General features: G+C 27.9%; 25 protein-coding genes and 1 riboswitch. Of the genes, 19 read left to right on the plus strand and 6 right to left on the minus strand.

Translation table 11 applies throughout. From position 1 onward, the window contains the following. Positions 1-44 precede the first annotated feature (44 nt). Entirely contained in the window at positions 45-2,273 is a 2,229-nt protein-coding gene (locus tag IR152_RS00360; protein ID WP_227449865.1) for a type IA DNA topoisomerase, read from the minus strand. 112 nt (positions 2,274-2,385) lie between these two features. On the opposite strand from IR152_RS00360, the gene dut reads away from it, so the two are divergent. Next, a complete protein-coding gene (gene dut / locus IR152_RS00365; RefSeq protein ID WP_054271009.1) occupies positions 2,386-2,817 on the plus strand; it encodes a dUTP diphosphatase in 432 nt (143 codons plus the stop codon). Between the two features lie 260 nt (positions 2,818-3,077). Continuing rightward, positions 3,078-4,268: a C40 family peptidase gene (locus tag IR152_RS00370; RefSeq protein ID WP_227449866.1), complete on the plus strand. Its 1,191-nt coding sequence runs from the start codon at positions 3,078-3,080 to the stop codon at positions 4,266-4,268. A gap of 240 nt (positions 4,269-4,508) precedes the next feature. Here the strand turns inward: IR152_RS00370 and IR152_RS00375 are convergent, their stop codons facing one another. From IR152_RS00375 to IR152_RS00385, 3 genes are read right to left on the minus strand one after another with little or no spacing between them, the layout of a single operon-like run. Then, the gene (locus IR152_RS00375; RefSeq protein WP_227449867.1) at positions 4,509-5,081 is read right to left on the minus strand and encodes a manganese catalase family protein; all 573 of its coding nucleotides are present in this window, start codon (positions 5,079-5,081) and stop codon (positions 4,509-4,511) included. A 28-nt stretch (positions 5,082-5,109) separates the two neighbouring features. Beyond that, the gene (locus IR152_RS00380) at positions 5,110-5,376 is read right to left on the minus strand and encodes a spore coat protein CotJB (RefSeq protein WP_227449868.1); all 267 of its coding nucleotides are present in this window, start codon (positions 5,374-5,376) and stop codon (positions 5,110-5,112) included. Further along, positions 5,376-5,585 (minus strand): spore coat associated protein CotJA, encoded by a 210-nt coding sequence (locus tag IR152_RS00385; protein ID WP_227449869.1) that lies wholly within the window; start codon positions 5,583-5,585, stop codon positions 5,376-5,378. Before IR152_RS00385 ends, IR152_RS00380 begins: the two co-directional genes overlap by 1 nt. Before the next feature lie 268 nt (positions 5,586-5,853). On the opposite strand from IR152_RS00385, the gene IR152_RS00390 reads away from it, so the two are divergent. From IR152_RS00390 to IR152_RS00445, 12 genes are all read left to right on the plus strand, one after another. Next, the gene (locus tag IR152_RS00390) at positions 5,854-6,714 is read left to right on the plus strand and encodes a tRNA 2-thiocytidine biosynthesis TtcA family protein (protein ID WP_227449870.1); all 861 of its coding nucleotides are present in this window, start codon (positions 5,854-5,856) and stop codon (positions 6,712-6,714) included. Between the two features lie 47 nt (positions 6,715-6,761). Beyond that, entirely contained in the window at positions 6,762-7,790 is a 1,029-nt protein-coding gene (locus IR152_RS00395) for a 3'-5' exonuclease (protein ID WP_255624272.1), read from the plus strand. A gap of 77 nt (positions 7,791-7,867) precedes the next feature. After that, positions 7,868-8,374 carry a flavin reductase gene (locus tag IR152_RS00400; RefSeq protein WP_227449872.1) on the plus strand — a complete coding sequence of 169 codons (507 nt, stop codon included), beginning with the start codon at positions 7,868-7,870 and terminating at the stop codon, positions 8,372-8,374. Positions 8,375-8,766: 392 nt separating this feature from the next. Continuing rightward, positions 8,767-9,435, plus strand: coding sequence for an MORN repeat-containing protein (locus IR152_RS00405; protein ID WP_227449873.1), 669 nt, complete (start codon positions 8,767-8,769; stop codon positions 9,433-9,435). 157 nt (positions 9,436-9,592) lie between these two features. Beyond that, positions 9,593-10,099, plus strand: a complete 507-nt coding sequence (locus IR152_RS00410; protein ID WP_227449874.1) for a PolC-type DNA polymerase III — start codon at positions 9,593-9,595, stop codon at positions 10,097-10,099. Between the two features lie 128 nt (positions 10,100-10,227). Further along, positions 10,228-11,211: a biosynthetic peptidoglycan transglycosylase gene (locus IR152_RS00415; RefSeq protein ID WP_227449875.1), complete on the plus strand. Its 984-nt coding sequence runs from the start codon at positions 10,228-10,230 to the stop codon at positions 11,209-11,211. A gap of 196 nt (positions 11,212-11,407) precedes the next feature. Further along, positions 11,408-11,502: riboswitch (guanidine-I (ykkC/yxkD leader) on the plus strand. 63 nt (positions 11,503-11,565) lie between these two features. Beyond that, entirely contained in the window at positions 11,566-12,270 is a 705-nt protein-coding gene (locus tag IR152_RS00420) for a B3/4 domain-containing protein (RefSeq protein WP_227449876.1), read from the plus strand. A gap of 20 nt (positions 12,271-12,290) precedes the next feature. Continuing rightward, a complete protein-coding gene (locus IR152_RS00425; RefSeq protein ID WP_413927455.1) occupies positions 12,291-12,539 on the plus strand; it encodes a hypothetical protein in 249 nt (82 codons plus the stop codon). A 588-nt stretch (positions 12,540-13,127) separates the two neighbouring features. Beyond that, positions 13,128-13,505, plus strand: a complete 378-nt coding sequence (locus tag IR152_RS00430) for a BlaI/MecI/CopY family transcriptional regulator (protein ID WP_227449877.1) — start codon at positions 13,128-13,130, stop codon at positions 13,503-13,505. Further along, complete coding sequence (locus IR152_RS00435; protein WP_227449878.1) at positions 13,498-14,541, plus strand: M56 family metallopeptidase; 1,044 nt, start codon at positions 13,498-13,500, stop codon at positions 14,539-14,541. The genes IR152_RS00430 and IR152_RS00435 overlap by 8 nt, the downstream gene beginning before the upstream one ends. Positions 14,542-14,783: 242 nt before the next feature. After that, entirely contained in the window at positions 14,784-15,827 is a 1,044-nt protein-coding gene (locus IR152_RS00440; RefSeq protein WP_227449879.1) for a M56 family metallopeptidase, read from the plus strand. A 62-nt stretch (positions 15,828-15,889) separates the two neighbouring features. Continuing rightward, positions 15,890-16,492: a peptidoglycan-binding domain-containing protein gene (locus IR152_RS00445; RefSeq protein ID WP_227449880.1), complete on the plus strand. Its 603-nt coding sequence runs from the start codon at positions 15,890-15,892 to the stop codon at positions 16,490-16,492. A 97-nt stretch (positions 16,493-16,589) separates the two neighbouring features. Here IR152_RS00445 and IR152_RS00450 read toward each other — a convergent pair whose 3' ends face one another. Together IR152_RS00450 and IR152_RS00455 are read right to left on the minus strand one after the other, a co-directional pair. Next, positions 16,590-17,606, minus strand: coding sequence for an alpha-hydroxy-acid oxidizing protein (locus IR152_RS00450; protein WP_227449881.1), 1,017 nt, complete (start codon positions 17,604-17,606; stop codon positions 16,590-16,592). Between the two features lie 328 nt (positions 17,607-17,934). Further along, positions 17,935-18,117: a hypothetical protein gene (locus tag IR152_RS00455; RefSeq protein WP_227449882.1), complete on the minus strand. Its 183-nt coding sequence runs from the start codon at positions 18,115-18,117 to the stop codon at positions 17,935-17,937. Between the two features lie 313 nt (positions 18,118-18,430). On the opposite strand from IR152_RS00455, the gene IR152_RS00460 reads away from it, so the two are divergent. The 5 genes from IR152_RS00460 to IR152_RS00485 all read left to right on the plus strand — a co-directional run bounded on the left by IR152_RS00460 (position 18,431) and on the right by IR152_RS00485 (position 25,227). Then, positions 18,431-18,850: a DUF3785 domain-containing protein gene (locus IR152_RS00460; RefSeq protein ID WP_227449883.1), complete on the plus strand. Its 420-nt coding sequence runs from the start codon at positions 18,431-18,433 to the stop codon at positions 18,848-18,850. Positions 18,851-19,279: 429 nt separating this feature from the next. Next, entirely contained in the window at positions 19,280-21,280 is a 2,001-nt protein-coding gene (locus IR152_RS00470) for a sigma 54-interacting transcriptional regulator (protein WP_227449884.1), read from the plus strand. Positions 21,281-21,542: 262 nt separating this feature from the next. Beyond that, positions 21,543-22,802, plus strand: coding sequence for a pyridoxal phosphate-dependent aminotransferase (locus IR152_RS00475; protein WP_227449885.1), 1,260 nt, complete (start codon positions 21,543-21,545; stop codon positions 22,800-22,802). A gap of 60 nt (positions 22,803-22,862) precedes the next feature. Further along, the gene (gene iorA, locus IR152_RS00480; RefSeq protein ID WP_227449886.1) at positions 22,863-24,650 is read left to right on the plus strand and encodes an indolepyruvate ferredoxin oxidoreductase subunit alpha; all 1,788 of its coding nucleotides are present in this window, start codon (positions 22,863-22,865) and stop codon (positions 24,648-24,650) included. Between the two features lies 1 nt (position 24,651). Beyond that, a complete protein-coding gene (locus tag IR152_RS00485) occupies positions 24,652-25,227 on the plus strand; it encodes an indolepyruvate oxidoreductase subunit beta (RefSeq protein WP_227449887.1) in 576 nt (191 codons plus the stop codon). The last annotated feature ends 19 nt before the right edge of the window (positions 25,228-25,246 follow it).

Here is a 25,246-nt window from a genome sequence, read left to right on the forward strand (position 1 = left end):
AATATTCTATATTATACTACTGCCATTTCTTTTCTTATGAGTATTTAGTTATCAAACTCTATTTTCCAATTAAAATAGCCAGTATCTGGGTTTTTATTATATTTTAATGTAGCATCAAATTTATTACCGTTTTTAGCAGTTAAAGATTTTACTCTTGTTTCACCTTTTTTTAAAATATTTTTGACCATTGTTTTGTTAACTTTCTTTTTATAAAGACTTAAGTACTTATCATTTTTCCAAATAACAAATTTACATTCTTTGTGATTTTTACAAGCAAATCCTTTATCAAATTCAAGTACATCACCTTGACAAATAGGACATTTACCAAGGGATTGATTTTCATCATTATTTCTACCTTCTTTTTTAATGTCAGAATCTTTTGATATAGCAACTTCTTTTTCAGCATTAGTCACATCTTTTTTCTGTTTTTTTTCTTTTGTTTTGGTAAATTTTTTAGTTTTTGAATCAAAAGTATATGCTTCTGTATTTATATTTTTTGAAGCGTCTTGTTTTATAATATTTACATTTTGATATATAAAACTAATGATATTAGTAAGATATTCTTTTCTAGTGTATTTTCCTTTTTGAATATCGCTCAAGCTTTTTTCAAGTTTTCCAGTATAATCTACATCAAATAAGTCTTTAACAGGAAAAATTTCAACTAAATTTTTACCAAGGTCTGTTATAGAATAAGATTTTCCTTTTTTCTTTACATATCCTACTTGATTTATCTTATTTAATACATCAGCACGTGTGGCTGATGTTCCAATTGAATATCCAGACAGCACTGTTGTATCTTCTTCAGGCACATTTTTGCCACAATTTTTCATAGCTTTTAAAAGGGTGTCCTCAGTATATGGCTTAGGTGGAGTAGTTTGCTTAGTTAGTGGTTTTATTTCTAATACATCTACAATATCATCTTTATTCACAAGTGGAAGTAAATCGTTTTTTTCTTCCTTATTATATACTTCAAGATATCCTTTTGATTTAAGTACCTTACCTTTTGTTAAGAAAGTGCAATTATCTACTTCAGTCTTAATTTCTGTATTCTCGTATTCAGCAGGAGGCATAAAGTTTGCTATAAATCTATCTTTTATAGCATCATAAACTAATTGTTCATCCTTAGATAAGCTTTTTGGAATTATATAAGTTGGAATTATAGCACTATGGGAGTCTACCTTAGAAGAATCAAAGACCCTTTTAGTTTTGGAAAACTTAATTTTATTTTCGTATTCAAGGCCAACTTTTAACTTATCTAGAGTTTGAGAAGCTTTTGAAGCTAAACTTTCTTCCAAGAAAATAGAATCAGTTCTAGGGTAAGTTATATATCCACCCTTACCATTCCCCTCATAAAGAGATTGACAGACGTTTAAAACCTTGTCAGATGTAAAACTCGAATACTTAGAAGTTATATATCCTTGAAGTGATGTCAAACTAAAAAGTTTTGGTGCATATTCTTTTGACATAGTAACTTTTTTATCTAGTATTTTACCAGTTTCAGACGTAATTGAAGCTATAATTTTATTTGCATCTTCAAGTGTATCAAATTTACTTTCTTTGCCCTTAACATATTTACCTTTGTATTCACCAGTTTCAGCTTTAAAATGACCTTCTATTTCATAATAAGTTTTAGGAACAAAATTTAGTATTTCCATATCTCTATCATAGACTAATTTAACTGTTGGAAGAATTACTCTACCTATATTTAATAATTTTCCATTTCCATATTTTAATGTAGCAACAGAAGTGAAATTTATTCCAATCAACCAGTCAGTAATAAGCCTTGTATATCCAGCAGCTTGAAGATTTCTCATCTCATCTTCGTCCTTTAAGTTTTTTATACCCCTTGTAATATCTTCTGGTGTCCATTCATTTACCAAGATTCTTTTTACTGGTTTTTTATTTTTTGCAAGTAAAAATATTAAAAATGCTATAAGTTCTCCTTCTCGGTCATTATCAGTAGCATTTATTACATATTCCACATCTTTTCTATTTAAAAGCTTTTTTACAGTGTTGAATTGTTTTGTTTTAGAACTATCAATTTTAAATTTAAACTTATCTTCAGGAACAAATGGAAAATTATTCATTTTCCAAGAGCCAGAATATTTATCTTTATCATAATCCTTCATATCATATAATGATACTAAGTGTCCAACCGCATAAGTAATTATATAATCATTTCCTTCAAAGTAGCCATCTTGTCTGGTCTTTGCACCTAAAAATGATGCTATAGTTTTTGCCACAGATGGTTTCTCAGCAAGTACAAGTTTCATAAAAAATCCTCCTTTAAAACACTAATAATTATATTACCACAAAAAAATAAAAAACTTCAAGAGGTCGAAATTTAAGTTATAATATTTATAGAAAGTTGAAAGGAGATATAAAATGTACAATTTGAAAGTAAAAAAACTAAATGATGATGCTATAATACCTAATTTCGCTCATAAAGGTGATGCTGGTATGGATTTGTATTCTATAGAAGAGGTTGTAATACCTTCTGGAGAGACTAAACTTATTAAAACTGGAATATGTATAGAGCTTCCTGCTATGACAGAAGCACAGGTAAGACCTAGAAGTGGGCTTGCCTTAAAACATTCTATTACTGTGTTAAATACACCAGGAACTATTGATGAAGGATATAGAGGAGAGCTTAAGATTATATTAATAAATCATGGGAAAAATGATTTTAAGGTTGAAAAGCATATGAAAATTGCTCAAATGATAGTAAAACCTATCTATGATATTAACATAGAAGAAGTAAAAGAATTAAGTGACTCTGAAAGAGGAAAAGGTGGGTTTGGCTCAACTGGATTTTAAAAAGTTACAAAAAAGTTGAAAAATATAGCCATCTTTTAAAAAGGTAAAAGATGGCTATATTACTAAATTACAGGCTATTAATGATTAAAATTAATTCGTGGTAATTTATGGTAAATAAATATTGCTATAGACAAATAGTTACAAATTTGTAATAATATTAATATAAAAGAAATAATTGATATTTTAATATAGTGTCAATTATTTTTTTATATTTAGAAATGAAATAAAGAGAGTAGAAAAGAGGAGATGAGTGGAAAGTTATGAATTTTAATCAAAAGAGGATAGCAGCCAGTATAATGGCAACTGCGATAATAATGCCTACCATGGGTAACTTAGCATATGCTAATGAGTCCGAAATAGAAAGTGTAAGCATGGAAAGCAGAACAATAACAGGGAATGCGGTAAATTTTAGAAAAGGACCAGGTACAAACCATGAATCAATGGGGAAACTTTACAAAGGTGATAAAGTTGAGTACGTAGGAAAAGATGGTTCTTGGGTAAAAGTTAAATATAATGGAAACACAGGTTATGTGCATGGGAATTATGTAGCAATAAATAACCTTGGAAATAGTAATGAAAGTAACGATGCTTCAGTTAAGTCAACAAAAGTTGTAACAGCAAAGGGATTAAATTTTAGAACAGGGCCAAGTACAAGTAGTTCTAAAATATCTACACTAGGATACGGGACTGAAGTTGGATACATATCTGAGTCAAATGGATGGTCAAAAATAAGTTCTAATGGTAGAGTGGGTTATGTTTCAAGTAAATATTTAGGAACTAGTGTAAATGACTCTACAAATGAAAATGATGGAAACGGTTCAAATGACCTTGTAAAAGATACAAAGGTTGTAACAGCAAAGTCATTGAACCTTAGAACAGGACCAGGTACAGGTCATTCTAAAGTATCTACATTAAGCTATGGTACTGAAGTTGGAAGTATTTCTGAAAATGGAGGATGGACAAAAGTAAGTCATGACAATCAAACAGGATACGTGTCAAGTCAATATCTTGCTGAAAAAGGTTCTGTTGATACTTCAACTCCAGCTGATTCAACTAATTCTCCAAGTCAGGGAGCTGACAGTGTAATAAGTTTTGCAAAAACACTACTTGGAAAACCATATGTATGGGGAGCAGAAGGTCCAAATAGTTTTGACTGTTCTGGATTCACACAATACGTTATGAAAAAATCTGCAGGAGTTAGTATACCAAGAGTATCGAGAGACCAAAGCAAGTATGGAACATATGTAAATAGAGGAGACCTTAGAAGTGGAGATTTAATATTTTTTGATACACAAGGTTCAAACAATGGTTCTGTAAGTCATGTTGGAATATATATGGGAAATGGAGATATGATACATGCATCTTCAGGTTCATCAAAAAAGGTAACAATATCTAATATAAATAGTAGCTACTATTCAAGTAGATATGTAAACGCAAGAAGAGTTTTATAATTATTTTTTATTATGAAACTTAATAAATAGATTTTTCTTTATTGCTTATAATATGAAAGCAGGTACAATATTGATAGTAACATATATTATAATTTATGCTACTATTTGGTTGGTACCTGCTTTTTTTATTTATTTTCTCCGTTTATAGAAAATAAGTTGTATTTATATTTTTTTATAAATTTTAACACAAACAGTAAATTATAAATTATCAAATAGTAGTAGTTTATATAAATAAAAATTTTAGAATATTTTTTGAGATTCTTCTAACTCATAAGCGTCCATTAAAGCTTCTCCAAATCTCTGATAGTGAATTATTTCCCTTTGACCTAAGAATTTTAGTACATTTATAACATCAACATCATCTGTTAGATTTATAAGTTGATAATAAGTTGCAAGTGCCTTTTGTTCAGCTGCCATATCCTCATGTAAATCAGTTACAGGGTTTGACATAACTGCAATAGGTCTTACATCAAATGGAACACCATTTGAATCTGTTGGATAAAGTCCATATCCATTTTGAGCATAATTTGAACCAAGACCTGCAGCTTTTAGTTCTTCAGGGCTTGCATCAGAAGTCAACTGATAAACCATAGCACAGATAACCTCAACGTGAGCTAGTTCCTCTGTACCAATATCTGTTAAAAGTGCACGCATATTACCAGTAGGCATTGTATATCTTTGGCTTAAATATCTCAATGATGCAGCAAGTTCTCCATTTGGTCCACCAAATTGAGTTATAAGAAATTTAGCCATTCTAGGGTCGCAAGTTTTTATATTAACTGGGTGTTGTATAGTTTTCTGATATATCCACATAAATTCTCAATCCTCCAATACTCGATGTCTAATAATTAAATTCTCTGTCCCAAGGCCAAGGTTGGTCAGCCCATTGCCAAGGGCATCTACTTGGAGCATACCCAAAGTTAGTTAAAGGACCGTATTTATTTTCGTAAGCATATCTAGCTTGCGCAAATTGATTACATAATGAATTGTAAGTGTTGATAGCATTTTTATCGTTAGGATGATTGTCTAAATATAAGTTCATATCAACACATGCAAAAGATGTCTCCTGAATTTTTCTCATAAGTTCAGCTCTAGGTGAATCTTTCATTATCTTCTACCTCCTCTATATTTTTTTGGCTTAGCATATAATTCTTTGTTGTACATTTCAGATTCTAATAAGTTTAGTTCTGGGAATATAGTTCCAAATTTTAATGCATCAGAAAGGCAGTACATTTCTGTGAAAATTTGATTGTTAACATATGGTCTAGCCAAAGATGAACCACAATTTTTTTTGATATCTCTAGTTTTATTTTCCAAGATGAAAACCTCCTTGTTGTAAATAGATAGGTAACTCTATCTAGTGTATAATATTCAATCATTTAAAAATCGTTACTCATAATAAAATATTAAATGAGAAAAATAAAAAAGATAATAAAAGAAAGAGGTTATTTATGTTATTATAAGTTTATGTGTTATTGTAAACTATAAATTATTTATTAAAATTAAAGTAAAAATTATAGTATTTTGTGGATGAAGGTAGACTTTTTTGTAAAATATTATTAACATAAATATACGAGGTGATTAAATGAGTGAGCTATCAGGAAAAGGCTGTGAAATTATAGTTCCTTTTGAGGAAAGGCTTCCAGTAAGAGATATAGAAAAAAGTATAATAAAAAAGTATAGAAAAAATTTATGGTCCAAGTTTATGAAGGCAATAAGAGATTATAAATTAGTTGAAGAAGGGGATAAGATAGCTGTAGCAATTTCTGGTGGAAAAGACAGTATTCTTATGGCTAAAATGTTTCAAGAGTTAAAGAAACATGGACAAGTTAATTTTGATGTTGAATTTGTTGCTATGGACCCTGGATACCATGCAAATATAAGACAATTACTTATAGATAATTGTAAATATCTAAATATACCAATACATTTATTTGATTCAAGAATATTTGAAATAGCAGATGAAATAGCAAAAGATTATCCATGTTATATGTGTGCAAGAATGAGGAGAGGAGCATTATATTCAAAAGCAGAAGAGTTAGGATGTAATAAACTTGCATTAGGTCATCATTATGATGATGTAATAGAGACAACAATGCTTAACTTATTGTGTGCTGGCAATTTTAAAACAATGCTTCCTAAACTTAATTCCACTAATTTTGAAGGTATAAAAATCATAAGACCACTTTATTATATAAGAGAAGAACATATTATAAGATTTATTCAACATAGTGGTATATGGCCATTAAATTGTGCATGTATGGTTGCTGCTAAAAAAACAGGCAATAAGAGATATGAGATAAAAGACTTAATAAAGAGTCTAGAACCAAATTTTAAAAATGTAGAAAAGTCTATATTTAAGGCAGCAGAAAATGTAAATCTTGATTCAGTACTTGGATGGCAAAAAGATGGGGAGAAACATTCTTTCTTAGAAAATTTTGAATAAAAGTAATTAAAAAGAATCACTATAAACAATTGGAAAGGGTGTTTATATTGAAAAGAGTATATATAGATTTTGAAATGAATATGCCAAATTCTAAATCAAAGAGAGCAGTATTAAATTCTGATATAATTGCAATTGGAGCAGTTATGTATAATGAAAAAACAAAAAATATTGCTAAATTTAAATCTTTAATAAGACCGGTAAGTAATGATGAATTGTATCCTCATATACAGGAATTAACACATATATCTTCTGAAGAATTGAAGAATGCACCAAGTTATGAAGAGGTCATGAGAAAGTTTAAAAAATGGCTTGGCATATTTTCTGACATTAAAGGGATATATACTTTTGGTAATTTAGATTTGACATGTTTCAATAACACAGATATGAGAAGTTCTAAAAAAAATAATCATCCAAGATTTGTAAATAATATTAGAGATTTATTTGTAGATATAAAAGAAAAATATATAAACTGTGGTATGAGATGTATGAACTATATATCATTGAAAAATTTACTTGAATTTATTAACTTAGAGTTTAGTGGAGATGCTCATGACCCATTAAATGATGCATATAATTTATTTATTTTGGATGAAGCAATCACAAATAATATAGATATACAAAATCTTTTGATAATACGTGATATAATAAGACCACCATTCAATTCTATAAATTGTAATTTAGATAATTGTTTTGATAAATTTAAGGAGTCACTATATAAAAACGAAGGAAATTATAATATTGTAGATTTTTCGATTGAGATAATAAAAACTGTGAGAATGTACTTATCAACAATCATAGATGTAAATATACAAAATTTAGAGGTTGTGAAGGATATAAGTAAAAAATTGGATACTATAGATAAATTGAAAGATATAGCGGAAGGTTATTTTTATTTATTAGAAGATGTGTATTTCGACATGAAAGACATACTAGAAGACTTAATGCTTTATAGAGTGCATGAAGATGAGTATAAGTATGAGGTAGAAAATATAATAAAAATGTTTGATGAGGACTTATATAATGAAAAAATATATATAAGTGAATTTAATAACTTAAATGTTGCTAACAAGGTATAGGAAATTATAAGAGTACATATATTCAAATTTTTAACGATTAGTTTATATATTAAAAAGATGAAGGGTAGGATGAAGTCATGGGTTTTAGAGAAATAAAAATTGAGGAACTACAGTTTAATCCATTTACTAAGATTGGTAAAGAATGGTTACTTATAACAGCTGGTGATTCAGAAAAGTTTAACACAATGACTGCTAGCTGGGGTGGTGTTGGAGTATATTGGAGCAAAAATGTCGTTACAACTTACATAAGACCACAGAGATATACAAAAGAATTTGTAGATAATAATGATACATTTACAATTGCGTTCTTTGATGAAACATACAGAGAAGCTTTAAATATCTGTGGGACTATTTCTGGTAGAGAGATAAATAAAATAGAAAAAGCAGGACTTACGCCATATTTTGTAGATGATACAGTAGCTTTTGAAGAAGCTAATATGATTATGGTATGTAAAAAATTATATCATGGTACTATGCCACCAGAAAATTTTGACGCTAAAGAAAATGATAAAAAATGGTATCCAGAGAAGGATTATCATACTATGTACATTTCAGAAATTATAAAAGTTCTTGTAAAAGAATAAGTATAATAAAAAATATCTGAAAAGAATTCATTATAAGTAAATGACCGTGTTTTTTATCTACTATCTATGTAGGTACTAAGGGCTAAATAGATACTAATTTTAAATAAATATTATTATAAAAAAGATGAACTATATTTACTAGGGTTCATCTTTTTATTTATGTAAAGCTTATATAAGTAGAGATTTATTTGAAATATTTGGGTATACTTTATAAGTATTTTTATGTTAACTAGAAACTCTTAATTTGTTACCTTTATATTTGATTTATTTTAATACAAATAATTTCAAGGTTAATTTTATTCAATATAGTATTATAAAAGTATAAATAGCATTCAATAAAAATATATATTGTATTAGGTATCTTAAATAAATTTTTTAAAGGGTGATTTTTTATGCAAAATATAACTAGTTATTTTAGAACAATACTATGTGTATTTATATGCTTATCATCTATATTTATATTTACTCAACTAGTTAGAGTATTTATTAATAAGAAGAAGGTTAATCAAAAAATTAAATCAAAAAAAGGATTTAGGTATGATAGAGATTTGATTGAAGCTAGAAGAGAAGAAATGCATATAAATAACAACAATAGTAATAAAAATAAGAGTAGCAATAAGAAATTAAAAGAAGAAAAAGTATTTAAATATGATAATGGCGATTTATATAAAGGTGAATTTGTTGATGGGAAGAAAAATGGATTTGGGATATATATTTTTTCAAGTAAGGAAAAGTATGAAGGCTTGTGGAAAGATGATAAGATGCATGGAATAGGAAAATATACTTATAGAGATGGTTCAATATATACAGGTGAATTTAAATACGGATTAAAAAATGGTTTGGGGAAATTAACGTATCCCAATAATGATATTTATAAGGGCTATTTTTTAGATAATAAGAAAAATGGGAAGGGTGTATTATACAAAAATGATGGAAATAAACAGGCAGGAATATGGGAAGATGATGAACAGTGTAAAAGTTTAGATTTTAAAGATTTAAATAATAATAAAATAAGCAAGGTTTATCAAAATAGATTAAATAACAATAAAGCAAAAATTTAGTCATTATAATAAAAAATCTTTATTTATGGCGGAATATAGAATATATCTATGTTGTAATTTGTAAAATCTTTCTATATCATATAAAATTAAGTATTGATTAGTCTATTACATAAATATAGAATATAAATATATCCATTTGATAATAAGGAGAAGAGATATGAAAGAATATGTAGTTGTGGATTTAGAAACTACAGGATTGGATCCATATAAAGGTTGTGAAATAATAGAAATAGGAATAACAGAAATAAAAAATGAACAAATTGTAAAAAACTATTCAAGGTTGATAAAACCTAAAGGAATAATTTCTTCATTTATAACAGAATTGACACATATAAGTAATGAAATGGTAGAAAATGAAGAACCTTTAGAATTAGTTTTACCTAGATTTAGAAAATACATAGGTAATAGAACTATAATTGCACACAATGCGAAATTTGATTTAAAGTTTTTAAATTACTATCTTAGAACATTAGATTTAGAACCAATAAACAATTATATATGTACGCTAGAGTTATTAAAAAAGTGTAAAAGTTATAAAGGAAAAAATAAGAAGCTTGAAACAGCTTGTGCTTATTACAATATAGAGAATATAAATGCTCATAGAGCTGACAGTGATACTTTAGCAACTGCAAAACTATTTTTGAAAATAAAAGATGAATATTAATCATAAATATAGAGAAAATTAGTGAAAATATGTTTTATAAAATTTGACCCTTAAGCTTACAATTTTGTTCTTTGATTTATTTTGTAGAACAATGTATAATGTACCTTATATGAGGAAGGGAGACTAAAATGGGTTATTACAACGATGATGATAATAATAAAATAAGACGTAAAAAAGTCAGCAACAGTAAAGATAGTAATAAAAAATCTAAACATTCTAAGACAAGTTCTAGCAAAAGAATAAGTGAAAAAGTAGATTCACAGAATCTTATAAAAAGAGATAGAGATAGTTTTACAAGAGATAATGTAAGACCTTTAAATACAGATTATAATCAAAGAGAAAGAAGAAGAGGCGAGTATAAAGAAAGAGAGAAAAAATTAAAAAGTAAAAAAAGAAAAAAACAAAAAAGGATTAAAATAGTTAGGGCATTGTTATCTATTATGCTAGTTGCACTGATTGTATTTTCAGTGGTAGGTGCAGTATTTACAGTTTCAGCTATAAAAGGGTCACCTGAAATTACTAAAAAATTAATTAGGTCTAAATATATAAGTAGTGAGGTTGTAAGTATAAAGCAAATGCCAAATGATTTAAAGCACGCAATAGTTTCTATAGAGGATGAGAGATTTTATAAGCATAAAGGAGTAGATGCTATTTCTCTAGTTAGGTCAGTACTAAATAATGTGTTTACAGATACAACTCAAGGTGGAAGTACTATAGATATGCAAGTTTCAAAGAATCTGCTTACTAGTGATGATAAAAATATGAAACGAAAAATAAGAGATATGTATAATGCTAAGCAGATGAATAAGATTATGACTAAGGATGAAATTCTTGAAGCTTATTTAAATAATATGTATCTAGGCAAAAATGCATATGGAGCTGCAAAGGGAGCTGAAGTCTACTTTGGTAAAAAAGTTAGTGAATTAAATCTAGCTGAATGCGCTATGTTGGCTGGTATGACAAATAACCCTGCAAGGTATATTGACCATGGAGAGGCTAAGAAGAGACAGGTGATTGTATTGTATAAGATGCATGAGCTTGGTTATATAACTGATAAGGAGTATAGAATAGCAAAAGCTGATGACACTCCATTTAAATCTGAAATTGATTAAAAATGTAAAGAATACAGTGTTTTCAATAGATTGAATAGCTAGAGATATAACAAAATAGGTGATTTGTCACCCATTTGACACCGTAATTACAATCTGGTGGCAAATTGTTTTAATATATAAATTGGATAATAGAGTCTTGTTTTAAATACTATATTATGATAAAATTTATTTGTATTTTATCAATTAAAAAACATATAGTTTAGTTTTCTAGGGTTCCGCATTTTATAATGGTCAGGTCCAAGAGAAAACGCACAATTATTGTGTACACGGAAGGATAAAAGCCTGGGAGATATTTAATAATATTTCTATAGGCTTTTTTATTTTTACATATTTTAAATTTGAGGAGGTTTTCTAATGAAAAAATTTGTTGTTGAGGATGCGTTTTGGAATATATTTCCTAGTGCAAAGATTGGGGTTGTTATCTGTCAAGATATAGATAACTTTATAAAAGATGAAGACTATAAGAAAATAATTTTGCAGGGAGAAGAAGAAGCATTAAAACACTTGGAGAATTCAGAATTTAGCAACAACCAAGTGATTAAAGTATGGAGAGAAGCATTTAAAAAATTTAAAACGAAAAAAGGAGCAAGGTCGTCTATTGAGGCATTATTAAAAAGAGTCCATAATGGAAATCATATAGGAACTATTAACCCCTTAGTGGATATCTACAATTTTATCTCATTAAAATATGCATTACCTTGTGGAGGAGAAGATATAGATAAATTTATAGGAGATATTAGGCTAACTAGAGCAATTGGCAATGAGGAATTTATTCCACTAGGGACAGATGAAAATTCATCTCCATATGAAGGAGAGATAGTTTATAAAGATGATGCTGGAGCAATTTGTAGATGTTGGAATTGGCGTGAAGCAGTGAGAACTATGCTTACTGAAAATACTAACAATGCCTTTTTATGTATTGAATTAGTAGATGAAAGTAGATTTAAAGAATTTGAAAATGCTTTAAATGAATTAGCTAAAATAGTTCAAGAAAAACTAGGTGGGAGATGTAAAATTTCAATTTTAGATATTGACAATAGAGAAGTATCAATAAATTAATTTGGGGATGATGTTTGTAATTGGTTATTTTAGTTATAAAGATATTTATATTGAGGATGGGAAAATTTATTTTAGGTATAACGATTATCAAAGGATATAATGATGATGAGGATTCTATTGATAAGATAAAAAGTATTGTTTACAAATTATCTCAAGATAAAATAATTGTTGAAAGAATAAATGATGAAAAGTTTAAGAAAAAGCTTGGTTCATTTGACGAAAGATTTGAAGAAATTTCAAAGGAATTGTGTAATATTAAAAACATTTAAAAGCAAGAAACAATTAAGTATTGATATGACTAATTATGAATATGGTGAGATTTGATGTTGTAAGGGAAAGAAAGCTATAAGTTTAAAATGATTTATAGACATTATATCCTATTAAAGAAAATAAAAATCTAGAATATAATAAAAGCCTTTAAAATAATGAATGTATTTTAAGGGATTTTTATTATGTTCTTTTTTTAGAGGATAATGATTTAACTATTTAGGAGCTATGCCATGTCAATTATAGTTAATTTAGATATGTTTGTAAATAATCAATATAAAATAGATATTTTAATTAAGGTAAAGTGAAAATAAGGAGATTATTAAAATTTATTATATATTGCCCTAGTTTATTTTAAAAAAAAGTATTATAATATCCCTTGTGTGAAAATAACATTCTACACTATTATAACTAAATATATAAAAAGTAGAATATTTAAGCAAATATATTTTAAAATCTAACTTTTAATATTTTAATAAATTAGAAAATTAACAAAAAATACAAAAATTCACATTTTTTTCATAAAGTGTTTGACTATGAAATTCACATGTTGTAGAATTAAGATAGTAAAAGTTTTGAGGGAGGTGCAAATGATGATAAAGAAAATACCACAAGCAGAACTAAAAGTAATGAAATTCATTTGGAGAGTAGATGCTACAGTGACATCAAAAGAGGTTATTGAAGCTATGGGAAAAAAATATGGCTGGAAACAAACTACTACACTGACACTTTTATCGAGACTAGTAAAAAGAGGATTTTTAGATGCTCAAAAAATAGACAGATATACACATTACACAATAGTTATAAAACACAAAGAATATTTAAGTTTTGAGACAAAGGATTTCCTAACTAATATACATGATGACTCTTTGAAAAGCTTAATTGTAGCATTACATGATAATGAAAACATAGGTAAAGACACGCTGAACTTTTTAGAAAGTTATTTTGAAAATTTGAAGGATGAATAATTGTATGATATATATCTTTGAAAATCTTATACAGACAACTATTATATGTAGTATTGGTATTTGTCTGTTATTATTTTTGAAAAGATATGTGTTTAAAAAGTTTAGTAAGAGATTCAATTATTATATTTGGTTGGTAATAGTTTTTAGAATGTTACTTTTTCTATTTAATTATACTGTAACTTATGAAGTAAAGAAGAATAACAGAAATACAGTAGGAAATAGTATTACACAAATTGATATTCCTAAAGATAATAATCTTATGCTATATGTAGCTTATTTATGGGTATTTGTAGCAATAGTTATTGCAGTTTATACATTTATAAAGTATACAAGGTTTAAAAATCTTGTTGTTGATGTATCTTATGATATTGAGGATAATGATGTAAACTATCTCTATAAAAATTTATTAGAAGAATTAAACATAAAAAAGAAAATTGAGCTAAGAGGTTCTGATGAATTGATAAGCCCAGCAGGTATGGGATTATTTAAGTCATACATATTTTTACCAGATTATCCTTATAGTAAGGATGAGTTAACTTGGATTTTAAAACATGAATTGATGCATTTTAAAAACAAAGATATTCTAATAAAGTTTTTAGTGTTGTCTGTCAAAATAATATACTGGTTTAATCCACTTGTTTATATAATGAGCAGTAAAGTAAATCTAGATTGTGAATTATGTTGTGATGAGAGTGTTTTGACGGATTGTTCCTTAAAAGATAAGAAAGAATATGCATTAGCACTTATAAAGTCAATTAAGCTTAGTAAGAATTATAATAGTGGTATTTTGACAACAGAGTTTAATAAGACCAGTTTAGAAATGAGACTTAATAGTATCATTAAGAAAAAAGGTAGAAATGGCATTTTCATAGCATTTATTCTGATTTGTATATCTTTAATAACCTATTTTAATTTTGAAACAATCAGTTTTAATAACTTTAATACTTTAGGAACAATGGGAATCATCAATGATAAAAAAGCTAAGCCTAAAGGTGATAATGTATTAAATCGTAAGGTTATTTATTCAAGATACTAAATTAAAAAGTAAATATTTATATTTAATGTTTTTTATAAAGAACAGTAAGAAAATTTGTATACTCAAAAAACATATATTCGTATACCTTATACAATAATCATTAAACAAAAGAAATTTTTAAATATCAAATTAAAAGGATTTCTTAAGTAATATATAATAATTTTTGAAATGTTGAACTTAAGTATTACATGAAAAGAAGATATAAGCTGTATCTATTAAAAAGATATTTTATAATCTAGGGGATGAGCAATTATATGTTATATATCTTTGAAAAACTTATACAGTCAACTATTATATGTAGTATTAGTATTTGTATATTATTATTCTTAAAAAAATATTTGTTTAAGAATTTTAGTAATAAATTTAATTATTATATTTGGTTGATAATAATCTTTAGAATGTTATTTTTTCTGTTTAGTTATACAATAACATATGAAGTAAAAAAATCTAAAAGTAATTTTTTTGAAAAAAATATTGAACAAATCAATGTTTCTATAGATAATAATCTCATATTTTATCTAGCATGTTTATGGATAATTGTAACTATATTTATAGCAGTTTACACATTTATAAAGTATATGAGGTTTAAAGATTTTGTTGTTGATGTATCTTATGAGATTGAAGATGATGATATAAATTATATATATAAAAGTCTGTTAAAAGAGTTAAATTTAGGAAAGAAGATTATATTAAGAGGTTCTGATGAATTGATAAGTCCAGCAGGTATGGGATTATTCAAGTCATACATATTTTTACCAAACTATTCTTATAGTAGAGATGAATTAATTTGGATTTTAAAGCATGAATTAATGCACTTTAAAAACAAGGATATTCTAGTAAAGTTTCTAATGTTGTTTGTGAAAATAATATATTGGTTTAATCCACTTGTCTATATAATGAGCTATAGAGTAAATTTGGACTGTGAATTATGTTGTGATGAAAGTGTTTTAAATAACTGTTCTTTAAAAGATAAGAAAGAATATGCGTTAGCACTTATAAAGTCAATTAAGTTAAGTAAAAATTATCAAAGTAGGATTTTAACAACAGAGTTCAATAAAACAAATTTAGAAAAGAGACTGGATAGTATTGTTAAGAAGAAAGGTAAAAGTGGTATTCTAATAGCGTTAATTTTAATTTGTATGTATTCAATAACCTATTTTAATATTGAAAAAATTAGTTTTGATAATTTTAATACTTTAGGAACAATGGGAATTATCAATGATAAAAAAGCCAAGCCTAAAGGTGATAATGTATTAAATCGTAAAGTTATCTATTCAAAATATTAAGTTTAAAAGTAAATATTTATATTTAATATTTTTATAATAAAAACACTAAGGAGGGTAAAAGATTGAAAAAAATAACAAAAACTTTAGTAATTGCAAGTTGTCTAACTTTTGCATTTAGTAATATTGTGTTTGCAAATTCAGACAATAAAAATTCTAGCTATGTAAAGGTAGAAAATGAACAATCTGATGTAAAATCATTTATGGTATCAGGTTATGAATTTACTTATCAAAATGCACCAGAAGAAGTTAAGAAAGATTATGAGAAGAGTTGTGAGGAATTTAATATAAATCCTTCTCCAGATAACTTAATTTTTGTACCTGATTCAAATGCAAGTGCTTATGATTTAGACCAATATCAAGATGTTAGAAGTTTGTATGATATTGAGTATAATAAAAATGGTTACTTTAGAGTTCTTGGAAATGGTAAGAACTATACTGTAAGTACAAGTGTTACCGTAGGTTATGGGTATGTTCAATCTGGGAATCCTGTACATTTAGTTCAGATTTTATGTAATGAAATAGCCAATACTGATATTAAACCTGATAGCCAATTTGGAAGTAATACATATAATGCAGTGAAGAAATTGCAAGGTAAGCTTGGTTTAACACAAGATGGAATTGTAGGGAAACAAACTTGGGAAGCTGCAGCAAAAAGACTTCCATAAAGGTAAATTAAAGAAATAATAAACCTATAGGTTTATTATTTCTTTTTAAATTATTGAGTTGTATAAAGTAATATTAACAATTTACATTAAGTATCAATCATTTCCATATAACTCTACCATCTATATCCTTAACATTTTGACATCCAGTCAAAATCATAGTCTCACACAACTCATTTCTAATCTTGTCTATAAAAGACTCCACACCATCAATACCACCACCAAAAGAAGCAGTAACAAAAGGTCTCCCTATCAAAACAGCATCAGCACCTAAACCAAGCATCTTAACAACATCAATACCAGTTCTAACACCACCGTCAACAAGTATTGTTATATTTCCCTTTACAGCCTTAGCTATATCTGGAAGTACATCACAAGTACCAGGAGTATAATCAAGCACTCTTCCACCATGATTTGAAACTATAATAGCACTGGCACCAGATTCTACAGCCATCAAAGCATCATCTACAGTCATAATTCCTTTTATAATAAAAGGTAATCTAGTAGACTCAACCAATTCTCCAATTTCATCAATTGTCTTAGGAGAAAAAGGATTTTCTTGATGCTGTTTGTTGATTAATCCACAAGCATCAAGGTCTACACCAACTGCAAAAGCACCTGCTTTTTCAGACAATTTAATCTTTTCTATTATCTTTGAATTTTTCCAAGGCTTTATAAATACAATCCCATCTCCACCATTATCTTTTAATACATCTAAATTATCCAATAAAAAAGTATCTACATTAGTATCACCAACCATGGCATAAATTCCAGAATTGGAGCAACCTCTAACAACAGGTTTTATGTATTCTTTTTCAGAAACTTTACCGCCCATATTCAATATAGTACCTGATATGGGTGCAGCGAATATAGGAGAACTCATTTTTTTACCAAACAATTCTATAGATGTATCTGGATTTGAAACATTATGTATTACTCTCATATTTATCTTTATTTTTTCTAGACTCTTTCTATTCTCAATAAAAGATGAGCCACTTCCTTTACCACCCATACCAGGAACATTTCCAGCACAAGCTAATCCATTACAAATTTTACATACTTTACATGTTCCATTAAAGTTTTCTCTGGCTGATTTTAGCAGGTCATTATAATTCATATAAAAACTCTCCTTTTCATAATATTAAAATTGAGTATTACTATGTTGAAAATATCTTAATTGTAAATGTAGAGGTGATATTATGATGAGTTAAACTAGATAATACATATTAGATATTTTTATTCTTGTAGATACTTAAATTATAGCATATGAGATAGGTAAATTTTAGAAAAAATTAATTTATTTAAGTATACATTTTGAGAAAATTTAAAAAGGCTATATATAGATTTTTAGAGAATTCTATATATAGCCTTTAAGTTTGTGTCAATCTTTTTTATTAATGAATAAATAATATGGAATACAATATACAAAAAAGTTTCTTAAAATGCTAGGATAATCCCCACTTACAGAGTAACTTCATTATGCTGTGTAAATTTGAATCAACAATATTTTCACCATATCTAACCATAAAATCCTCTAGCTGTGTGTCAATAAATGAATAATATCCACTTAGACTATCAATGTATGCAGTCATTAGGTGCATACACTCATCACTCTTATCTTTATACATATATATCTCCCCCTATATACAATATATAAATTTAGATACTAAATCGTATCATATTAAATAGTTAAGTGTGTCACATCTATACAGTTCTATATTTATATCCTTATATTAATAGTTAAATTAAGTTTTGACAATAGGTTTTGGGAAACTGGATGCTTAAAACGCAAACTTGGATTTTAAAAGAATTAAGTTAGATGTATAGCAATATTTGTATATATGACTTAATTAATTGGAAAGATTATAAACAATTACTTTTATTAAGTTTGTTTAAGTGGTAGAATAACTTGGGGATTAATAATTATAAGGAGGATATAATATGAGTTTATACAAATTTATATATAATGATAAGGAATATTTATTAAAAGAGGATAACTGTAGCGCTTTAATAAATGATGAAGAAAATCCAGTTCAAGGAGTAAGTATTTCAAAAATAATTGATATACTTAATGAAGCAGAAGAAGTTGATTTTGATATAGAATATTATCAAGAAGCATGTCCACTGTGTTTAGAAGGAGTAAAAGAAAAGAAAAAATTCTTTCCATTTTTAGAATATCATTTTTATATTTTCAGTAAAGATGGAGAATACGTAATAAGTAATATATCTATTGATTATAAAGGATTATCTTTTAATAAATTATCAAGGGCAAATAAGGTTGATAATAGTTATATTGTAAGTGTGATAATTTGTGAGAATTGTCAGGATTATATAGTTCAGATAGAAAATTGTATAGTTTAGTATAAAGTATGTCTTAATTTAAGAGAAATCTCTAAATTGAGACATGGACTTTTTTTAAAATAGTATGGAAAATTACTAAATTTGTGAGATAATGTAAGTCGGAGGCGAGTTACAAGTTATCAATTAAACTAATAAGCGAAAACCAAGTTATAGTTATTGTAGATTTATAGGTAAATAATATAGTGAAAAATCATAAGCTAGAGAAAGCTATAAGTGAAGTAAGTTGGTCTGAGTTTAGAAGAATGTTAGAATATAAAACCAAATGGTATGGTAGAGAAGTTATAGTGTAAGATAAGAATCTTGCATCTAGTCAGTTATGTTCAGAGTGTGGTTATAAAAATCCAGTAGTAAATAACCTAGGTATAAGAAAATGGTAATGTCCAGAATGTAGAGCAATCTATGATAGAGATACTATAATTTAAAATTGAGGTGATTTTGTTGCGAAAAAAAATAGGAATTATAGCCTCTGATATTGAATTAAAAGAGAGAATAGAAGAATTATATAGAGAAGATGTAGAAAATGGAACTATAATAATTGACATACTTAATCTAGACTTAATGGAAAATCAAGGACGTATACTTGTTGAAAAAGGTGCTCAAGCTATAATTGGTAGAGGTGGAGGTTATAGTCTAGTAATAGATACAGTAAATGTACCTGTTATACCAATGAATATGAAATCAACTGACCTCTTAAGGGCAATAGAATTAGCAAAACAGTATTCTAAAAAAGTAGTATTAATTCTTGGGGATAACGAAGTTTCTTTTGATTATGTTGGCTGGAGAAATGTTATAAGTACTGAAATAACTGAAGAATGGTTTGAATCTAAGTATGAGATAAGAAGTAAAGTTGTAAAATATATAGACCAAAAAGATGAAGTAGTAATCGTAGGTGGAGGTCTAGCTTGTTCTTTTGCAAGACAATATGGCATTGATAGTGTATTTGCAACTGCTAGTGATGAATCTATAAGAGAAGCTGTTGAGTATTGTAAGAAATTATTGGATACATTAGGTGAAGAAAAATTTAATAATGAAGTGTTGCGAAATATACTCGATGGTATAAAAGATGGAGTAATTGCGATAGATAGTAATGGTAGTATAATTTTGTACAATGAAAGTGCAAAAAATATGCTTAAAGTAGAGAGAAAATGTGCACTCAATAAATACATACTAGATGTGTTCCCAAAAATGGAGTGGATGTTAGATTGTTTACATGAAAAAGAGGATGTAGAAGATAGAAAGATAAGAAATATAAATAACTTAATTGTTAATACTAGAACGACATTGATAAAAGTTGATAATAGTACTTACGGGGTTTTAGGGATAATACAAGATATAACTAAGCTACAAAACTTAGAAAGAAAAATAAGATTTGATTTAAATCAAAAAGGTCTCTATGCTAGATATACTTTTGATGATTTTTTATTTAAAGATAAATTAACTAAAGAGTTTATTGAAGAAGCTAAGAAAATTGGAAAAAGCGACTATACAACTTTACTCTATGGAGAAAGTGGGTCTGGTAAAGAAATTATAGCCCACAGTATACACAATATAAGTAAAAGAAAAGACAGACCTTTTGTTGCCATAAACTGTGCTACTATAGCAGAGAACTTGCTTGAAAGTGAACTTTTTGGATATGAAGAAGGTGCATTTACTGGTGCTAGAAAAGGTGGAAAAAGAGGGTTGTTTGAACTTGCTCATGGGGGGACACTTTTTTTAGATGAAATAAACAGCCTATCTTTTAATATTCAGACAAAACTATTAAGAGTAATAGAAGAACGCCAAATAATGAGAATTGGTTCTGATTATATAATACCTTTAGATATAAGAATTATTGCAGCAACGAATGAATCTTTGACTGAAAAAATAGTTATGGGTACATTTAGAGCAGATTTATTTTATAGGTTGAGTAGTTTGGAAATAAAGATTCCTCCTCTAAGGGATAGAAGAGAAGATATAATACCTTTGTTTAAAAATTTTGTAAATGAAGTATTAAAGGATGATGGTCTTAATGGAATAAACAGCATAGATGAAAATTTTGTTTTGACTAAAGATGAAATGGATAAACTATATAATTATAGTTGGCCTGGAAATGTAAGAGAGCTAAAGACAATAGCTCAAAAATATGTTGTGACAGGTAAAATTAAATTAAGACAAGATAGAAATTTTAAAACTAAAAAAGTACTTCCTAGTTCTGAGATAGACAAATTTAATTCTGAAACGACAGCAAGTGTAGAAGTCCAAGATGAGTCTATAGATATAAGTAAGATAAATGATGGTAAGGTAAGTATAGATATAAAAGAAGTAAATAAGTATGTTGAAGAAAAAATAATAAGCATGCTTTTTGCTCAGGGACTTTCTAAAAATGAAGTTGCACAAGTTCTTGGAATAAGTAGGACATCTTTATGGAAAAAATACAACAAAAATATTTAGATATAACTACATATAGATTATTTTGAAAGTAATGTTAATTTTTTTAAACAAATGTTAAGAAAAATTAACGTTATTTTTTTGCAAATTTTTGTTTTTTTAGACAAGCATATATATTTATAAGAAAAACAACAAAAATACTTAATTTAATAATGAAAAAAATCAGAATTCTAAACAAAATCAGTTTTACCTAAAGTAAACTTTATTGGCATGGTAATTGCTTAATATATAATGCAAGAGTAAATACAATTTTAGGGGTGATGGTATGAGTCAAAGTATGGTTGGCAAGCATGCAATATGGCCAAAAGAAAATGATGTTATATTTAGCATATCTGGTAGAGCTCAAGCAGTAGAGAAGACTTTAGGTATGGATAATGTAATAAATGCAACAATAGGTGCTCTAATGGATGACTCAGGAAAATTAATAACAATGAAAACTGTATATGAAGAATATAAAGCATTAGATAACTGTGAGATAGGTGCATATGCGGCTCTTGAGGGTCAACCAGAGTACTTAGAAGCAGTTAAAAAAGTATTTTTCAGAGATTACTTACCAGAAGGACATATAAGAGTATTAGCTTCACCAGGAGGAAGTGGTGCAATAAAATTGTCTGTATGGAACTATACTAATGAAGGAGATGAGGTCTTAACATCTGATTGGTTCTGGAGTCCATATGTAAGTATAGCTGAAGAAGCTAATAGAAAAGTAGTTAATTACCAGCTGTTTGATGAAAATAGAAGGTTTAATTTTGAGTCATTCAAAGAAAATTTTGTAAATATAGCTCAAAAACAAGATAGAGTTTTTACAATTATAAACACACCAGCTCACAATCCAACTGGATATAGTGTTGCAGATGATGAATGGGATAAAATATTAGACTTATCAAAAGAAGTTGCAAAAGATAAAGATAAAAAGATAATATTTTTCGTAGATTCAGCATATATTGACTTTGCAGGTGATGATGATGTCTGTAGAAAGTTTTTTAAGAAGTTTTCTAATCTTCCTGAAAACGTTCTTGTATTGGTTGGGTTCAGTATGTCAAAAGGATTTACAGCTTATGGTATGAGAATGGGGGCTATAATTTGTATATCTTCAAGTGAAGATGTAGCTGAAGAGTTCTATTATTCATGTGTTCATTCATGTAGAGCAAACTGGTCAAATTGTAATAGAAGTGCCATGGCAGTATTATCTAACATTGTAAATGACCCTAAAAAATTCAAAGAATATGAAGATGAAAAAGAAATATACAAAAAAATGCTAACTAGAAGAGCAGATGTATTTGTAAAAGAAGCTGAAAGAGTAGGCTTAGAAATTCTTCCATATATAGCAGGATTCTTTGTAAGTATACCATGTGATAATCCAAGAGAAGTATGTGAAGAATTGACTAAACACAATTTATTTGCAGTTCCATTAAAAATGGGCATAAGATTTGCAGTTTGTGCAGTTTCAGAAGGAAAATGTAAGAAAGCCCCAAGTATTATAAAAGAAGTACTTGATAGTTTAGAAGTAAAAATAAATAATTAATTTCATTGAACAAATTGGGTGGACTATGAATTTAATAATTGTAGATGGAGGGAATTTTATATGAAACAATTGATGACAGGTAATGAAGCAATTGCACGTGGAGCTTATGAGGCTGGTGTTAAATATGCATCTGCATATCCAGGGACTCCAAGTACAGAAATACTAGAAAATATAGCAACATATAAAGATGCGATAGTTGCAGAGTGGGCTCCAAACGAAAAGGTAGCACTTGAGGCTGCTATAGGGGGTTCAATTGCAGGAGCAAGAACAATGGCTTCTATGAAACATGTTGGTGTGAATGTTGCAGCTGATCCAATATTTACTTATGCATATACAGGCGTAAATGGTGGTATGGTACTTATTACAGCAGATGAACCGGGAATGCATTCATCTCAAAATGAGCAAGACAATAGGATGTATGCAAAATTTGCAAAGATACCTCTATTTGAACCATCAACTAGCCAAGAAGCTAAAGATATGATAAAAGAAGCTTTTGAAGTTAGTGAAAAATATGATACACCAGTTTTATATAGAGTTACAACAAGACTCTGTCATTCAAAAGGATTAGTAGAATGCTATGATAGAGAAGAAGTTGAAATTAAAGAGTATGTTAAAAATGCTAAGAAGATGGTAACTGTTCCAGCAAATGCTCAAATAAGAAGAGGCGTTGTTGAAGAGAGAATGGAAACTCTTAAAAAATTCTCAAATGAAACTGATTTAAACTACTATGAGATAAATGATACAAAAATAGGTGTTATAGCTTCAGGTATGTGTTGTAATTTTGCTAAAGAAGTCTTTGGAAAAAATGCATCATATATGAAGTTAGGATTTACAAATCCACTACCTTATGAAAAAATAAAAGAATTTGCAGATAAAGTTGATAAAATATATGTTATAGAAGAAAATGACCCATTTATAGAAGAACAAATAAAAGCGTATGGAATAGATTGTATTGGAAAAGATGTAATACCTCCATATGGAGAAATGACACCAGATGTTTTAAGAAAAGCTATATTTGGAAAAACAAATGATACTATAGAATACAAATCTGAATTAGTAACACCAAGACCACCGAGTTTCTGTGCAGGATGTCCACATAGAGGATTCTTCTATGAGCTTGGAAAGAGAAAAAATTTAATAGTTGGTGGAGATATAGGATGTTATACTCTTGGATTTGCTCCTCCATATAATGGAATAGATTATGTTGTTTGTATGGGTTCGGCTTTTGGAACTGCACATGGAGCTCAAAAAGTTCTTAATATGAAGGATGGTAATGAAAAAAGATTAGTAGGTGTACTTGGAGATTCAACATTCTTCCATACAGGAATAAATGGACTTTTAGATGTAGTTTACAATAGAGGTAATTCTATATCAGTTATATTAGACAATAGAATAACTGGAATGACAGGTCACCAAGAAAACCCAGGTTCAGGATATACTTTACAAGGTGCTAAAACTAAAGAAGTTGATATAGAAGGATTAGTTAAAGCTTGTGGAATAGAACATGTAAGAGTTATAGACCCTAACAATTTAAAAGAAGTAAATGAAGCACTAGATTGGGCTTTAGCGATAGAAGATGAACCATCAGTAATAATAACAAGATGGCCATGTGTACTTAAAAAATTCTCTAAAGAAGATATAGAAGAGTTTAATAATCCATTTAAGACTAAGTGTAAGGTTGACTATGATAAATGTATAGGATGTAAATTATGTTTGAAAACTGGATGTCCAGCTCTATCATTTGATAAAGAGAATAAATTATCAAATATAGATAGAAATCAGTGTGTAGGATGTGGAGTATGTTCACAAGTTTGTCCAAAACAAGCAATAGTTAAGGAGGAAAAATAATATGACTAAGAGTATACTTTTGGTAGGTGTAGGAGGTCAAGGAACTATACTTGCTAGTAAATTATTAACTATGGGATTGATGGAAGCTGGATACGATGTAAAAATGAGTGAAATACATGGAATGAGTCAAAGAGGAGGTTCAGTTTCTTCACAAGTTAGATATGGAGATTGTGTTCATTCTCCAGTTATAGAAATTGGTGGAGCAGACATATTAGTATCTTTTGAAAAAATGGAAGCTTTAAGATGGTTCAATTATTTAAAACCAGAAGGAAAAGCTTTAGTAAATAATCATAGAATAGATTCTATGACTGTTTTAATCGGAGGAGCTGAATATCAAGAAAGTGATATAGATGAAGAGTTAAATAGATTAAATGCAAAAGTTATAAATGCAGCTGATAAAGCTGAAGAGCTAGGAAATTCAAAAATAATGAATGTTATTTTATTAGGATGTCTAGTTAAATCTATGCAACTAGAGTCTATTGATTGGGAAAAAATTATAAGTGAAAATGTTAAACCAAAATTTGTTGAATTAAATATAAAAGCTTTCCATGAAGGCATGGAAATGGTTAGCAAATAGTTTATAATAGATATAAGTA

The organism is Clostridioides sp. ES-S-0108-01, from assembly GCF_020662285.1.
Taxonomy (GTDB): domain Bacteria; phylum Bacillota; class Clostridia; order Peptostreptococcales; family Peptostreptococcaceae; genus Clostridioides.

Excerpts from the sequence above, each read along its gene's own strand:
- IR152_RS00360 (WP_227449865.1), bottom strand. The coding sequence starts at position 2,273 with ATGAAACTTGTACTTGCTGAGAAACCATCTGTGGCAAAAACTATAGCA.
- dut (WP_054271009.1), top strand. The coding sequence starts at position 2,386 with ATGTACAATTTGAAAGTAAAAAAACTAAATGATGATGCTATAATACCT.
- IR152_RS00370 (WP_227449866.1), top strand. The coding sequence starts at position 3,078 with ATGAATTTTAATCAAAAGAGGATAGCAGCCAGTATAATGGCAACTGCG.
- IR152_RS00375 (WP_227449867.1), bottom strand. The coding sequence starts at position 5,081 with ATGTGGATATATCAGAAAACTATACAACACCCAGTTAATATAAAAACT.
- IR152_RS00380 (WP_227449868.1), bottom strand. The coding sequence starts at position 5,376 with ATGAAAGATTCACCTAGAGCTGAACTTATGAGAAAAATTCAGGAGACA.
- IR152_RS00390 (WP_227449870.1), top strand. The coding sequence starts at position 5,854 with ATGAGTGAGCTATCAGGAAAAGGCTGTGAAATTATAGTTCCTTTTGAG.
- IR152_RS00400 (WP_227449872.1), top strand. The coding sequence starts at position 7,868 with ATGGGTTTTAGAGAAATAAAAATTGAGGAACTACAGTTTAATCCATTT.
- IR152_RS00405 (WP_227449873.1), top strand. The coding sequence starts at position 8,767 with ATGCAAAATATAACTAGTTATTTTAGAACAATACTATGTGTATTTATA.
- IR152_RS00410 (WP_227449874.1), top strand. The coding sequence starts at position 9,593 with ATGAAAGAATATGTAGTTGTGGATTTAGAAACTACAGGATTGGATCCA.
- IR152_RS00415 (WP_227449875.1), top strand. The coding sequence starts at position 10,228 with ATGGGTTATTACAACGATGATGATAATAATAAAATAAGACGTAAAAAA.
- IR152_RS00420 (WP_227449876.1), top strand. The coding sequence starts at position 11,566 with ATGAAAAAATTTGTTGTTGAGGATGCGTTTTGGAATATATTTCCTAGT.
- IR152_RS00430 (WP_227449877.1), top strand. The coding sequence starts at position 13,128 with ATGATGATAAAGAAAATACCACAAGCAGAACTAAAAGTAATGAAATTC.
- IR152_RS00435 (WP_227449878.1), top strand. The coding sequence starts at position 13,498 with ATGAATAATTGTATGATATATATCTTTGAAAATCTTATACAGACAACT.
- IR152_RS00440 (WP_227449879.1), top strand. The coding sequence starts at position 14,784 with ATGAGCAATTATATGTTATATATCTTTGAAAAACTTATACAGTCAACT.
- IR152_RS00450 (WP_227449881.1), bottom strand. The coding sequence starts at position 17,606 with ATGAATTATAATGACCTGCTAAAATCAGCCAGAGAAAACTTTAATGGA.
- IR152_RS00455 (WP_227449882.1), bottom strand. The coding sequence starts at position 18,117 with ATGTATAAAGATAAGAGTGATGAGTGTATGCACCTAATGACTGCATAC.
- IR152_RS00460 (WP_227449883.1), top strand. The coding sequence starts at position 18,431 with ATGAGTTTATACAAATTTATATATAATGATAAGGAATATTTATTAAAA.
- IR152_RS00475 (WP_227449885.1), top strand. The coding sequence starts at position 21,543 with ATGAGTCAAAGTATGGTTGGCAAGCATGCAATATGGCCAAAAGAAAAT.
- iorA (WP_227449886.1), top strand. The coding sequence starts at position 22,863 with ATGAAACAATTGATGACAGGTAATGAAGCAATTGCACGTGGAGCTTAT.
- IR152_RS00485 (WP_227449887.1), top strand. The coding sequence starts at position 24,652 with ATGACTAAGAGTATACTTTTGGTAGGTGTAGGAGGTCAAGGAACTATA.